The 13,194-nt window shown below is 66.0% G+C and carries 13 protein-coding genes; 4 read left to right on the top strand and 9 right to left on the bottom strand.

What is annotated here, in order from left to right; all coding sequences use genetic code 11:
* Window positions 1-200 precede the first annotated feature (200 nt).
* From PVW49_RS17110 to rpiA, 5 genes are all read right to left on the bottom strand, one after another.
* On the bottom strand, window positions 201-398 hold the full coding sequence (locus PVW49_RS17110; protein WP_048532152.1) for a DUF2065 domain-containing protein: 198 nt from the start codon (window positions 396-398) through the stop codon (window positions 201-203).
* On the bottom strand, window positions 395-1,429 hold the full coding sequence (hflC, locus tag PVW49_RS17105; RefSeq protein WP_274591116.1) for a protease modulator HflC: 1,035 nt from the start codon (window positions 1,427-1,429) through the stop codon (window positions 395-397). The genes PVW49_RS17110 and hflC overlap by 4 nt, the downstream gene beginning before the upstream one ends.
* Window positions 1,429-2,616, bottom strand: a complete 1,188-nt coding sequence (hflK, locus tag PVW49_RS17100) for an FtsH protease activity modulator HflK (RefSeq protein ID WP_274565259.1) — start codon at window positions 2,614-2,616, stop codon at window positions 1,429-1,431. The genes hflC and hflK overlap by 1 nt, the downstream gene beginning before the upstream one ends.
* Before the next feature lie 70 nt (window positions 2,617-2,686).
* Entirely contained in the window at window positions 2,687-4,045 is a 1,359-nt protein-coding gene (gene gor, locus PVW49_RS17095; RefSeq protein ID WP_048532155.1) for a glutathione-disulfide reductase, read from the bottom strand.
* A 10-nt stretch (window positions 4,046-4,055) separates the two neighbouring features.
* Window positions 4,056-4,856, bottom strand: coding sequence for a ribose-5-phosphate isomerase RpiA (rpiA, locus tag PVW49_RS17090; RefSeq protein ID WP_074838549.1), 801 nt, complete (start codon window positions 4,854-4,856; stop codon window positions 4,056-4,058).
* Between the two features lie 233 nt (window positions 4,857-5,089).
* Here rpiA and PVW49_RS17085 point away from each other — a divergent pair, with 233 nt between their 5' ends.
* Window positions 5,090-6,463, top strand: a complete 1,374-nt coding sequence (locus tag PVW49_RS17085) for an L-serine ammonia-lyase (RefSeq protein WP_274565260.1) — start codon at window positions 5,090-5,092, stop codon at window positions 6,461-6,463.
* A gap of 57 nt (window positions 6,464-6,520) precedes the next feature.
* Here PVW49_RS17085 and PVW49_RS17080 read toward each other — a convergent pair whose 3' ends face one another.
* Complete coding sequence (locus tag PVW49_RS17080; RefSeq protein WP_274591115.1) at window positions 6,521-8,497, bottom strand: chemotaxis protein CheA; 1,977 nt, start codon at window positions 8,495-8,497, stop codon at window positions 6,521-6,523.
* Window positions 8,498-8,635: 138 nt separating this feature from the next.
* Here PVW49_RS17080 and PVW49_RS17075 point away from each other — a divergent pair, with 138 nt between their 5' ends.
* Window positions 8,636-9,328 carry a thiamine diphosphokinase gene (locus PVW49_RS17075; RefSeq protein WP_274591114.1) on the top strand — a complete coding sequence of 231 codons (693 nt, stop codon included), beginning with the start codon at window positions 8,636-8,638 and terminating at the stop codon, window positions 9,326-9,328.
* On the opposite strand, the gene PVW49_RS17070 is transcribed toward PVW49_RS17075, so the two are convergent.
* The 3 genes from PVW49_RS17070 to PVW49_RS17060 all read right to left on the bottom strand — a co-directional run bounded on the left by PVW49_RS17070 (window position 9,279) and on the right by PVW49_RS17060 (window position 11,863).
* Window positions 9,279-10,208, bottom strand: a complete 930-nt coding sequence (locus tag PVW49_RS17070; RefSeq protein WP_274565262.1) for a DMT family transporter — start codon at window positions 10,206-10,208, stop codon at window positions 9,279-9,281. The two genes, PVW49_RS17075 and PVW49_RS17070, sit on opposite strands and share 50 nt — an antisense overlap.
* A 106-nt stretch (window positions 10,209-10,314) precedes the next feature.
* Window positions 10,315-10,560, bottom strand: a complete 246-nt coding sequence (locus tag PVW49_RS17065) for a DUF2842 domain-containing protein (protein WP_274591113.1) — start codon at window positions 10,558-10,560, stop codon at window positions 10,315-10,317.
* A gap of 7 nt (window positions 10,561-10,567) precedes the next feature.
* Window positions 10,568-11,863 carry an adenylosuccinate synthase gene (locus PVW49_RS17060; protein ID WP_074838562.1) on the bottom strand — a complete coding sequence of 432 codons (1,296 nt, stop codon included), beginning with the start codon at window positions 11,861-11,863 and terminating at the stop codon, window positions 10,568-10,570.
* A 189-nt stretch (window positions 11,864-12,052) separates the two neighbouring features.
* Between PVW49_RS17060 and PVW49_RS17055 the strand changes: the two genes are divergently transcribed.
* A complete protein-coding gene (locus PVW49_RS17055; RefSeq protein WP_074838565.1) occupies window positions 12,053-12,448 on the top strand; it encodes a DUF6524 family protein in 396 nt (131 codons plus the stop codon).
* Window positions 12,449-12,750: 302 nt separating this feature from the next.
* Window positions 12,751-13,113 carry a preprotein translocase subunit SecG gene (gene secG, locus PVW49_RS17050; RefSeq protein ID WP_048532164.1) on the top strand — a complete coding sequence of 121 codons (363 nt, stop codon included), beginning with the start codon at window positions 12,751-12,753 and terminating at the stop codon, window positions 13,111-13,113.
* The last annotated feature ends 81 nt before the right edge of the window (window positions 13,114-13,194 follow it).

The following is a 13,194-nucleotide window of genomic DNA, read 5'->3' as shown; positions in this document are numbered from 1 at the left end:
AATTGCATTGAATTGGGGTCTCAATTGAAGAACTCCTCCTGTTTGACCGCACGCCGCGGTCACTGCCTGAATAACCAGTGCCAATGTAGGTACTCAAAAGCCACAAACAAAGGAACTCTCGCGCCTTCAACCACCTGTGATTTGATCGTGAAGAAAGTAACACATCCGCAACCGGCCCACGATCACATCCGCGGCAGACCTCATCCGCCCAGCGTCTTGGCGATCCAGACCATCAGCACGCCGAGCACCAGTGCCAGCAGGCCGAGGTTGCGGCGCTGGGTCTCCGGCAGGGCGCGCAACGCTTCCAGCAGCTGCTCCACAAGCGAAGGGGCCAGCGCATAGGCCAGCCCCTCCACGATCAAGACCAGCCCGAGGGCCAGAAATGCGGTTTCGATCATTGCGTCACGGCCGCGTCGCCGCTGTCGTCGACCGGTGCCTCGGGGGCGGGGGTCGTTTCGGGCGCCGGCGCGTCGGCGGGCGCCGCTTCGGATGCCTCCTCGGCCGAGACCTCAGCCGCGGGGGCCGCGGCCGTATCGCGCCGCCGGTCGGCCTGCGCCCCGGTGTCGGATTTCAGATAGTTGAAGAAATCGCTGTCGGGCGACAGGACCAGCGTCGAATTGCCTTCCTGCAAGGCACGCTGATAGGCGGTAAGCGACCGGTAGAACTCGAAGAACTCCGGGTCTTCGCCAAAGGCCGCGGCAAAGATGCCGTTCCGACGGGCGTCGGCCTCACCGCGGATGATCTCGGCCTGGCGGGCCGCATCCGAGGTCAGCTCGACCACGGTCCGGTCTGCCTGGGCGCGCACCCTCTGTGCCGCCTCGTTACCGCGGGCGCGTTCGTCTGTCGCTTCCCGTTCACGCTCGGCGCGCATCCGCGCAAAGGTCGCATCGAGGTTTTCCGCCGGCAGGTCGGTGCGCTTGAGCCGCACATCGAGCAGGTCGAGGCCCAGCTCGCGGGCATCCTCCAGCGCGCCATTGCGGATCCGCAGCATCAGCGCGGCCCGGTCGGAGCTCAGGATATCATTGGACGAGACCGAACCGAGGATTTCCCGGGTCTGCGACCGCAGGATCGAGTCGAGCCGTTGCCCGGCCACCTCGATCGCCAGGTCGCCGCCGGCACCGGTGGCTTCGCGGAACTGGTTCACATCGGCGATCCGGTAGCGCGCGAAGGCATCGACCACCAGGCGGCGATCATCCAGCGGCGTCACTTCGAGCGGATCGACATCGCGGCTCAGGATACGGTCGTCATAGCGCACCACGTCCTGGATCAGCGGCAGCTTGAAGTTCAGCCCCGGCTCTTCCTTGACCGCGACCACGCGGCCGAATTGCAGCACCAGCGCCTTTTCGCGTTCGTCGACGATGAACACCGCCGACAGGGCCACCATCAGGGCGACCACGGCGACGGGCAGAAGATAGGTGGTTCTCCGCATCAGTTGGACCCTCCGGTATTGGTGGTGGCGGTGTTGCGGCGCAGTTCATTGAGCGGGAGATAGGGGACAACGCCCTGCCGGCCGCCGGCGCCGTTTTCGTCGAGGATGATCTTGTCGACCCGGCCCAGCACCTGCTCCATGGTTTCGAGATAGAGGCGGCGGCGGGTGACTTCCGGCGCCTTTTCGTATTCCTGCAAGACGGCAGAGAAGCGGCTGGCTTCACCTTCGGCCTCGTTCACCACCTGGGCGCGATAGCCTTCGGCCTGCTCGAGAAGCTGCGCGGCTTCACCCCGCGCCTCGGCGAGAACCCGGTTGGCGTAGGCGTCGGCGACGTTTTGCAGACGGTCCCGCTCCTGCTCGGCGGCCTGAACATCGCGGAAGGCCGCGATGACCGGCGTCGGCGGGTCGGCCTTGTCAAAGTTGACACGGACGATGTTGACGCCGCTGTCATAGCTGTCGAGCGTCGACTGGATCAGATCCTGAAGCCGCGCGGCGATCACGCCCCGGTCGCGGTTGAGGATCGGCGCCAGATCGGATTGCGCAATGATCTCGCGCATGGCCGATTCCGACACCGCCCGGATGGTCGGCTGCGGCTGGCGCAGGTTGAACAGGAATTTCGCCGGATCGTTGATGTTCCAGACCACCTGGAAATCGATGTCGACGATATTCTCGTCCCCGGTCAGCATCAGGCCGGCATCGCTGCCACGGCCGCCGACGCCGATGTCTTCGGTCTGTTCTCGGGTCACCGGAATGACCTCGGCGGTGACCAGAGGCCAGGGCGCAAAGTTCAGACCGGGGCTGCCGGTGCTGGAGTAATCGCCGAGAAACAGCTCGACCGATTGTTCCTCGGGCTTGACGGTATAAAAGCTCGCCATCGCCCAGAGGATCACCGCGCCGACAATGCCGAGGCCGATGGTGCCCCGGGTCAGCATCGGGCCATTGCCCCGGCCGCCACCGCCGCCGCCGCCGTTCTGACGGCCATCGCCGCCGCGTCCGCCCATGAGCACACGAAGCTGCTCCTGGCCTTTCTTCATCAATTCGTCGATCTCGGGGATCTGTGGGTTCTCGCCGTCGCCGGGGCGACGTCCGCCGCCCCTCTTGCCACCGCCGGAGCCGCGCCTGTCGTCGCCCGATCCACCCGAGCCGCCAGAGCCACCGCCCCAGGGTCCGCCAGAATTGCCTGCCATTTCCGCTCTTCCCTTCAGGTTCGCTTCATCTCTTGTCCTCTCCCTAAAATCGGGGAGCGGACGGTCATATTCAACCCGTACGTACCGGAGTCCGCATGGTCACGATCTCTTCGGACATGGTCGGATGCACCGCCACGGTCCGGTCGAAATCCTCTTTGGTCGCCCCCATCTTCACGGCGATGCCGGCCAGCTGGATCATCTCGCCGGCCTGCGGCGCCACGATGTGGCAGCCCAGAACCTTGCGGCTCTCCTGGCTGACCACAAGCTTCATCATCACCCGGTCGGACTTGCCGATAAAGGCGGTGTGCATCGGCCGGAACGAGGTGCAATAGACCTCGATCGGCTCGCGCTCGCGCGCCGCCTCTTCGCTCAAGCCCACGGTGCCCATCTCGGGCTGGGTGAAGATCGCGCTGGGGATCATCTCGTGATCGACCGGCGTCGGGTTGCCCTTGAACACGGTCTCGACAAAGGCCATGCCCTCGCGGATCGCCACCGGGGTGAGGTTGACCCGGTTGGTCACATCGCCGATGGCATAGACCGAGGGCACCGCCGTCTGGCTGTATTCATCCACCTCGATCTGGCCGCCGCGGCCCAGCTTCACGCCGATTTCCTCGAGGCCCAGATCCTTGGAATTGGGCGCCCGGCCGGTCGCGAACATCACCTGATCGACGGTGTATTCCTGGCCGTTGGTGGCCTTGACCCAGATGCCGTCGTCGACCTTCTTCATCTCGAGCACATTGGTGCCGAGGTGCAGATCGACACCGTTCTGAATCATCTCTTCCGAGACCAGCCCGCGCGCCTCTTCGTCGAAGCCCCGCAGGATCTGCGCGCCGCGATAGAATTGCGTGGTCTTCACGCCCAAGCCATTCATGATGCAGGCAAATTCACAGGCGATATAGCCACCGCCGACGATCAGCATGCGTTCCGGCAACACGTCGAGATGGAAGATCTCGTTCGAGGTGATCGCCAGCTCCGCGCCGGGGATATCCGGCCGCACCGGCCAGCCGCCGGTGGCAACAAGGATATGTTTGGCGGTCTTTGTCTCGCCGGTCGAAAGCTCCACCGTATGCGGATCGGAGATCCGGGCGCGGGCGTCGAATGTCTCGACACCGTTGTTGGCCAGGATCTTGCGATAGACCCCTTCCAGCCGGTCAAGTTCGGACTCCAGGGTGCCGCGAAACTTTGGCCAATCGAAGCCGCCTGCCATCATCGTCCAGCCGTAGTCCTGCGCCTCCTTGGCCGAGACGCCGTAACCCGAGGCAAAGACCATCAGCTTTTTCGGCACGCAGCCGCGTTGCACGCAGGTGCCGCCATAGCGGTCTTCCTCGGCCAGAGCGACCTTGGCGCCGGCTTCACCCGCCGCAACCCGTGCAGCGCGGACGCCACCGGAGCCGCCACCGATGACAAACAGGTCGTAGTCAAATTCCATGAAGGATCCCTTAATCGCGTTTCCAGTCGCCGAGGTCGGCGAACATGTTCTCGTTTTCCACGAAATCGAGGCGTTCATTCTCGGTTTCGCCGGTGTTGATGTCGCGCAACTCGATGCGGCCGTCGCCGAAACCCACAATCACCGTATCGCAGATATCCACGAAAAGCCCGTTTTCAACAACGCCGGGGATCTGATTGAGCACCAGCGACAATTGCCGCGGGTCGCCGATCCGGCCGAGATGCAGGTCGAGGATGTGGTTGCCCTCATCGGTAACATATGGCGCGTCGCCCGTCATCCGCAGCGTCGAATTGCGGCCCATCACATCCATCGACACCAGCATTTCCTCGATCAGCGCCTGGGTCGTCGGCCAGCCGAAGGGGATCACCTCGACCGGCAGCGGAAAGGCCCCCAGGTGCTCGACCCGCTTGGCAGCATCGGCGATCACCACCATCTGATCCGAGGCCGTGGCGACGATCTTTTCCTGCAACAGCGCGCCGCCGCCGCCCTTGATCAGGTTGAAGTTGCCGTCGAATTCATCGGCGCCATCGATGGTGACATCGAGCCAGCGCGCCTCGTCGAGACTGATGACGGTGATCCCCACCTCGCGAGCCAGCTCGGCGGTGCGGGTCGAGGTCGGCACGCCGCGAAACCGCAGCCCCTCCTCGCGCACCCGTTCGCCCAGGCAGCGCACCAGCCAGGCGGCGGTGGAGCCGGTTCCCAGGCCGACACGCATGCCATCCTCGACGAGGTCGGATGCACGTTTGGCGGCCACGAACTTGGCCTTGTCAATTGGCGACAATTCTCCGGACATTGTGAGCGACTCCCTCAAGCTTCGCGGAGTTATAGGAAATCGCCGGTGGGGTTGCGAGACCGTTTCGGCACGCATTTTCCCGGATTCGCGCAGTTTTGCGTGATCTTCGGGGCGTTTGCGCTGCTCCCACGGCCGCAAAGCCGCGCAAGACGTCGCTTTCCGCCCTTGGAATCTCTGAGCCGGGCTGTACCACTCGTCCCGAACCCGCCAACCCGCGCAAGGGAGAGCTTTTGATGTTTCTGTCGGTTTTCGAGATGTTCAAGGTCGGCATCGGCCCGTCCTCGTCGCACACCATGGGCCCCATGGTCGCCGCCGCGCGTTTCCTCAAGACGATGCGCGGCTCTCCGTTTGAGTTCAAAGGCTTACAGGCGACTCTTCACGGGTCTCTCGCCTTTACCGGCGTCGGTCATGCGACCGACCGCGCCACCATCCTCGGCCTGGCCGGCTTTACCCCTGAAAGCTATGATGCCGCCCGCGCAGAGGCCGAGTTTGCCCGTATCCAGAGTGAAAAAACCATTTGCCCGGAGGGACTCGGAACGCTTTCTTTTGATCCCAAGAACGATCTGGTGTTCGATTTCGGCCCCAATCTTCCCGGCCATGCCAACGGCATGGTCCTGCGCGCGCGCGACGCCCAAGGCGACGTGATCCTGTCGGAAACCTATTATTCCATTGGCGGCGGCTTTGTGGTGACCGAGGCCGAACTGGCCGAAGGCCGCGACAAGGACGATGGGCCGCCGGTGCCCTACCCCTTTAAGAGCGCCTCGGAAATGCTTGAAATGGCGGCGTCTTCCGGCAAATCCATCGCCGATATGAAGCGCGCCAACGAGGTGTCGCGCGGCGGGCACGACCGGCTGGAGAAGGGCCTCGACCGGATTTGGCAGGTGATGAACGACTGCATCGATCGCGGCCTCGAAAGCGGCGGCACCCTGCCGGGCGGGCTCAACGTCCGGCGGCGGGCGCAGAATATCCACGAGGCGCTGCTGGCCGAGCGCGGCCGCAACCTCTCGGCGCCACATACGATCAACGACTGGATGAGCGCCTATGCCATGGCGGTCAACGAAGAGAATGCCGCCGGAAATCAGGTGGTGACCGCGCCCACCAATGGCGCGGCGGGGGTGGTGCCGGCGGTGATCCGTTACTGGCTCGACCATGTGCCGGGCGCCACGCGCGCAGGCGTGCCGGATTTCCTGCTCACCGCCTCGGCGATTGGCGGGCTGGTGAAATACAATGCCTCGATTTCCGGCGCCGAAGCCGGCTGCCAGGCCGAGGTCGGCTCGGCCGCCGCCATGGCCGCCGCCGGGCTTTGCGCGGCGATGAAGGGCACGCCGGAACAGATTGAGAATGCAGCGGAAATCGCGTTGGAGCATCATCTGGGAATGACCTGCGATCCGGTCAAGGGGCTGGTGCAGGTGCCCTGTATCGAGCGCAACGGGCTGGGTGCGATCAAGGCGGTCTCCGCCGCAAGTCTCGCGCTGCGCGGCGACGGAGACCATTTCGTGCCGCTCGATGCGGTGATCGAGACGATGCGCCAGACCGGGGCCGACATGCACGAAAAGTACAAGGAAACGTCGCTCGGCGGGCTGGCGGTCAACGTGCCAAACTGTTGATACAAAAGCAAAAGGCCGGAGCGCTTGCCCCGGCCTTTTGTACGATATCCGCGAGCCTTATCCGGCGGCGCGATCCTTGGGGCGGAAGCCGATGCTGTCCGAGGCGGCAAAGCGCCCGCCCTGCACCTTTTCGATCTTGCCATCCCGCAGAAGCTGGCCAAAGCTGCGCAGCCGGTCCTCGCGGCTGGTGTCGCCGGTGTCGACCTGGCGCACCTTGGTCATCAGCTGCGGGCGCGAGAACTCGTCGCGGCCCTCGACAAAGGACATATAGGCGGCGGCCGCTTCCAGCAGCTCGGGAAGACGGTTGGCGCCCACCTCTTCGGCAAAGCTGGCGAAACCGCCGGCGCTGTCGTCGTCATCGCGTTCCAGCGGCATCGACACACGGCGCGGACGCACGGTCTGGGCCACGGCGCCGGGTGCCGGCAGCTCGGTTTCCGGCAGGTCGACGCGCTGTTCGGCCACCAGCTTGAGCGGCGCGACGCGCGGCAGCTCGGGATCGGGCTCGGCCGAGGCGGTGCGGCGCGGGCGGACAGCGGCGGCAAGGTCGTCGCGATAGGCGCCACGCGGATCGCTTTCGTCATGACGGCTCTCGCTGCTGCGATCGGCGCGGGTGGCGGCGACGGCGGCGCGCAGATGCGCGATGGCATTGCGGCGCGAGCGGCCTTCGGGCTCTTGCAACTGCTCGTCGGTGGCCGCCAACAGGCGCGACACGTCGCCTTCTTCCCCGGCAAAATTCTCGCGGCGGTCGCGGCGCGACATGGCGCGCACCGCGCGCTGGGTGTCCTCGACCACGTCGGAGACCTCGAGCGCGCCGGCCCCGGCCGCAGGTGCCTCGGCCTCGGGCGTGCCGATTTCGGCCTCCACCTCGGCCAGCTCCCGCATCAGCTCGGCCTCGTCGTCCTGCGACAGGCTGCTCGGCGGCGTTTCAACGGCGCGGCGCTTGACCTTGACCACCCGGACCGGACGGCGCGGGGCCACACGACGCGGCGCGACCGGCGCGGGCTCGGCCTCGGATTTCGGCGCGGGCGCAGGCTCGGCTTCCGGCGCGGATTCGGGTTCGGCGGCGGCGGTAACCTCTGGTTCCGCCTCGGCTTCCGGCGCCGCGGCATCCCCGTCCATCTCTTCGGCCGGTTCGATTTCGGGTTTGGCGGGCACCAGGTCCGCAATGCCGTCAAGCGTGACTTCGGTCACCGCCACGTCCTGCATCTCAGGGGCGTCGGTCAGCCGGTCCTCGGCGTCGCCGGAGGCCAGGGTCGACATGACATTTCCGATCACCAGGTCGACCATGGTCTCGGGCGCGGCTTCGGCGCTCTCGGTCGCGGGCACGGCTTCGGTTTCGGGGGCCGCCGGCGCGGCCGCCGGGGAACTGGCAGAGACGACGGCGCGGATGCGGGCCAGCTTGTCGGCAATCGATTCCGGCATGCGATCGGGCTTGGCGGCGGCGACGGCGGAATCGTCGACCGCTTCGGTCTTCGGTGGCTCTGCCGGGACGTCGCTGACCGCTTCCACCGTTTCCGGCGCGGCCTCTTGCACCGGGGCAGCCTCGGGCGTGATCGCAGTCTCGGCTTCCGGCTCGGCGTGAACCTCGAGCGCGGCGGACATAGTCTCGAGTTCGTCGTCGAGCCCGGCGTCGCTCACCGCTTCGGTCACGGCGGCGGGGGCCGGCTCCGACGGGGCGGCGGGCGCTGCGATTTCGGCTTTGGCGGCTGCGGGCTGTTCCGGCGCGGGTCTCTGTGGCGCGGCCTGCTGCGGCGCGGTTTCGGCCTCGGCGGCAGCGGCCAGCGAGGGGCGCAGCACGATGCCGTCATCCTCGAACCGGGCCTCGACGCGGCGCGAAATTTCCTTTTCCGCGATCCGGGCCAGCATTTCGGCGTCTGGCGTGGGCGGCTCTGCCCCGAAATACCGGTCATCCGACGCGAGGTCGCGGAAGTATTCTGCAATTGCCTTCATGGTCTCGAAGGATTCGTCGAACCCTTCCAACGTGCACGAAAATGTGCCGTAAGAGACGGTCAGGATTTTATTTGTCTGTACCATCGTGTGCTCGCCTTCCAAATACCTGCAAGCTCATGTTTATCATGATGGTCCCGGCCAAAGCGGCCCGAATCTGTGCAAGTGAGGGTATCATTTCGTGACCAGATTGTGACCTTTCTCCCGGAATACGGCTAAAAAGCCATGAATCACCCCATCATTACTGCCGAAGCGCCGATCCTGCTTGTCGGTGGCGGAGAGTTCCGCCACGCCGACCTGACGCTGGCGCAAACCTGGGCCGGACGCGCGGTGGCGGCCGACAGCGGGGCGCTGGTGCTGCTGCGCCACGGGGTGACCCCCGAGGCGGTGATCGGCGATTTCGATTCGCTTCCGGCCGAGACCCGCGCCGCGCTCTCGCCCGACACCCTGCATCACATCGCCGAACAGGACAGCACCGATTTCGACAAGTGCCTGCGCAATATCGAGGCGCCGCTGATCCTCGGGCTGGGGTTTCTGGGTGCGCGGGTGGATCATCAGCTCTCGGTCTTCAACCGGCTGGCGGCGCGGGCCGACCGGCCCTGCATCCTGATCGGACGCGAGGACGTGGTGTTTCACGCCCCGCCCCGGCTGGCGCTCGATCTGGCGGCCGGCACCCGGGTCTCGCTGTTTCCGTTGCGGCCGGTGACCGGCCAGAGCACCGGGTTGCGCTGGCCGATCCATGGCATAGATTTCACCCCCGGCGGACGGGTCGGCACCTCGAACGAAGCGCTGGCCACCGAGGTCACGCTGGAAATGGACGGCCCCGGCATGCTGGTGATCCTGCCGCGGGATTGTCTTGACGCAGCGGTCAGGGCTGTTCTAGCGGCGGGGTCCGCGCCATCGACCGTTCGCGCATGACGATGTAGAGACCGGCCGCCATGGTCACCGCGATGCCGAACAGAGCGAGGCCATTGGGCAGATCGGCAAAGATCAGCCAGCCGTAGAACATCGCCACCGGGATCTCAAGATATTGCATCGGCGCGACGGTGGCCGAGGGCGCGTACCGCAGGCTCCAGGTCATCAGCAGATGCGCCACGGTGCCGGTGATGCCGACGGCGGCAAGCAGCAGGATCTCGGTCTGATCGAGCGCCACGTAATGCAGGCCGGCGCTTGCGCGTTCGGCCAGGACCGAGAGCGGGACAAGCACCAGCGAGGCCATGACGCCATTGATCGCCTGCATCGAGATCGGATCGGTCTCGCGCGCGATCTGGCGGGTGACCAGCATGAAAAAGGCAAAGATCACGGCGACGGCAAGCGGCAGCAGCGCCGGCCAGCCGACATCGGCAAAGGTCGGCTGCACCACCATCAAGGTGCCGACAAATCCGACCGCACAGGCCCAGGCGCGCCGGGCGCCGATCTCTTCGCCCAGCACGTAATGGCCCAGAAGCAGCATCAGGAACGGCATGACATAGGCAATCGCCATGGCCTCGGCCAGCGGCAGATAGCGCAGCGCGGCAAAGACCGTCGCAATTCCGGCGATATGCAGGAAGGCCCGGAGCCAGGCCAGCCAGAACACCCGCCGCGACATGTACCACGACCGGCCGGTCATGCCGACCAGCACCGCCAGCACGACCGCCTGAATGACGAAGCGGATGGTGAGGATTTCCAGCAGCGGCACCGTCTCGCCCAGAAGCTTGACGATGGCATCGCCCAGCGGCGCCAGCAGGCAGAAGCCCAGCATCAGCAGTATGCCGAGAAAGGGGTTGTCCTGAGCCAGAATGTCGGGCGCGCGCGTCATGGTGGAACGCTAGACCAAAGGCTCGCGCAGCGCCAATGCTGACGCAAGGGAAATTTCGCGGCCTGCCCCGTCATCAGCGGCCGCCACCCCGGGCCGAGGCCCGAGATCAGGTTTCGGGGCCGCCGTCGGCGTCGGGATCCTCCTGACCGACGCCGCGAAAGACAAAGCGGAACGGCAGCGCCCAGAGGACGCCGAGCAGGATATAGACCAGCAGTTCCACCAGGATCGACGGGCGGCTCAGCATGTTCACGATGCTGACCGCCGCAACGACATAGGCCGGCAGACCGACCAGCAGGATCACCAGCGACCAGCGCCGCCGGGCCTTGTAGCTCAATCCCTTGCCGAGACCCATGACGCCCTCAATCCGCGAAAGGATCGGTGACGAGGATGGTGTCCTCACGCTCCGGCGAAGTCGAGAGCAGCGCCACCGGACATTGGATCAACTCCTCGACCCGACGCACGTATTTGATCGCATTGGCCGGCAGCTCGGCCCAGCTGCGCGCGCCCTCGGTGCTTTCCGTCCAGCCGGGCATTTCCTCATAGATCGGCGTGCACCGCGCCTGCTGGTCGGCGGCGGTGGGCAGATAGTCGAGCGTTTCGCCGTCAAGCTCGTAGCCGGTGCAGATCTTGAGCGTCTCGAAGCCGTCGAGCACGTCGAGCTTGGTCAGCGAGATGCCGGTGACGCCCGAGGTGGCGCAGGTCTGGCGCACCAGCGCGGCGTCGAACCAGCCGCAGCGGCGCTTGCGGCCGGTGGTGGTGCCGAATTCGTGGCCACGCTCGCCGAGGCGCTGGCCGTCGGCGTCATCCAGCTCGGTCGGGAACGGGCCTTCGCCGACGCGGGTGGTATAGGCCTTGACGATGCCCAGCACGTAATCGATCGAGCCGGGGCCAATGCCCACGCCGGTGGCCGCCTGCCCGGCGATCACGTTCGACGAGGTGACAAAGGGATAGGTGCCGAAATCGATGTCGAGCAGCGCGCCCTGTGCGCCTTCGAAGAGGATGCGTTTGCCGGCCTTGCGCTTTTCGTTCATCACCTTCCAGACCGGGGCGGCATATTCGAGGATCTTCGGCGCCACCTCTTGCAGCAGCGCGATCAACCCGTCGCGGTCGATCGCCTCGACCCCCAGCCCCTTGCGCAGCGGGTCGTGGTGCTGGAGCGCACGGTCGACGCGGGCCTCGAGCGTCGCCGGATCGGCCAGATCGGCGACCCGGATGGCGCGGCGGCCGACCTTGTCCTCGTAGCAGGGGCCGATGCCACGGCCGGTGGTGCCAATCTTGGTGCCCTTGGAGGCGGCCTCTTCGCGCGCCCGGTCAAGCTCGCCGTGGTACGGCAGGATCAGTGGCGTGTTCTCGGCGATCATCAGTGTTTCGGGGGTGATCTCCACGCCCTGGGCGCGGATCGTCTCGATCTCTTTCAGCAGGTTCCAGGGGTCGAGCACCACGCCGTTGCCGATCACCGACAGCTTGCCGCCGCGCACCACGCCCGAGGGCAGCGCATGCAGCTTGTAGACCTTGCCGTCGATGACGAGGGTGTGGCCCGCGTTGTGGCCGCCCTGAAAGCGCGCGATCACATCGGCGCGTTCACTGAGCCAGTCCACGATCTTGCCCTTACCTTCGTCGCCCCATTGTGCGCCGACCACGACAACATTGGCCATGTCACATCCTTCTCTATGGTGCCAAACCCGCGCCGATATAGCCGTTGCCGCGCGGGGGCGAAACCGCGAAATTGACCTCGCCGCCGGCGCGGGGCGGAATTTGCCGCGGCTGGACATGCGCCGGCAATCGGCTAGATGTGAAGCGCGTTTCGGAAGAACCGGAAACGCGTGTCACCAAAAGAGGCCGTCATGGGTTTTCTCGTTCGCTGGGTCTTTGCCTTCCTTCTGGTTGCCGCCACCTTCAATCCGACCGCCTTCAGCTATCTCGGCTGGGCGTTGCGCGCTTGGGACAGCCAGTTGCCGCTGGTCCTGCTGCTGGGGCTGCTGCTGCTGGTCGGCTGGATCGTCTACCTGCGCGCCACCCTGCGCTCGATCGGCGCCTTCGGCATGATGCTGATTGCCGCCATCGTCGCCGCCCTGCTCTGGGTGCTGCATGATTTCGGGGTGCTGACGCTGGACAACCAGGCGCTCAACACCTGGCTGGGGATCCTGGCGCTTTCGACGGTGCTGGGAATCGGGCTGAGCTGGTCGATCCTGCGGCGGCGGCTTTCCGGCCAGGCGGATGTGGATGACGTCGACGTCTGAATTCCCGGTTAGGGACTTTTGGCTGTCGGCGGGCTGTCGCGGGAATGGGGGGCTCTGCCCCCGGCCTGCGGCCTCCCCCGAGGGTATTTTCAGCAAGAGGAAGAGCGGTGCGGGGCGCTTTGTTCGCGCGCCGTGGTGTATGCGGCCGGGGGGCTGGGCGGGGTGAGCGCGTCTTTGGGGATTGGGCCGGGGGTGGTTTCCGGGCGGACGGCGGCGGGGCTGCGGACTGTTGCCGGGTTGCGGGTTGCGCGTGCGGATCTTTCCGCCTACATACCCCGGCAACACGATACCCGCGAGGCCCCATGGAAAACGTCGTCCTGATCATCCACCTGCTGTTGGCGCTGGCGCTGATTGGCGTTGTGCTCATGCAACGCTCGGAAGGCGGCGGCCTTGGCATGGGTGGCGGCGGCGGCGCCGTGGCGGGACGGTCGGCGGCAACCGCGCTGGGCAAGGTGACCTGGGTGCTGGCCGTGGCCTTTATCGTGACTTCGATCACCCTGACCATCATCGCCGCGCAGAACTCCGCCGGCAGCTCGGTCATCGACCGCCTGACCCCACCGGCCGCCAGCGAAGGCGACGGCCCTGCGACCCCCGCCCTGCCCGGCGACGAGCTTCTGCCGCCCGGCCAGGACGAGAACGCGCCGCTGGTGCCGCGGGCCGACTGACGGGCCTGACCGCGCCGGAATTTCGGGGCTCTACAATCCATTGAGATTTCGTGGCTGACCGCAACAGTATCTTGCGGTCGG

Origin of the sequence: Marinovum sp. PR37, assembly GCF_028807375.1 — a bacterium.
GTDB lineage: Bacteria > Pseudomonadota > Alphaproteobacteria > Rhodobacterales > Rhodobacteraceae > Marinovum > Marinovum algicola.
The sequence above is the reverse complement of the archived record's forward strand: the minus strand, read 5'-3'. Positions and strand labels throughout refer to the sequence as shown.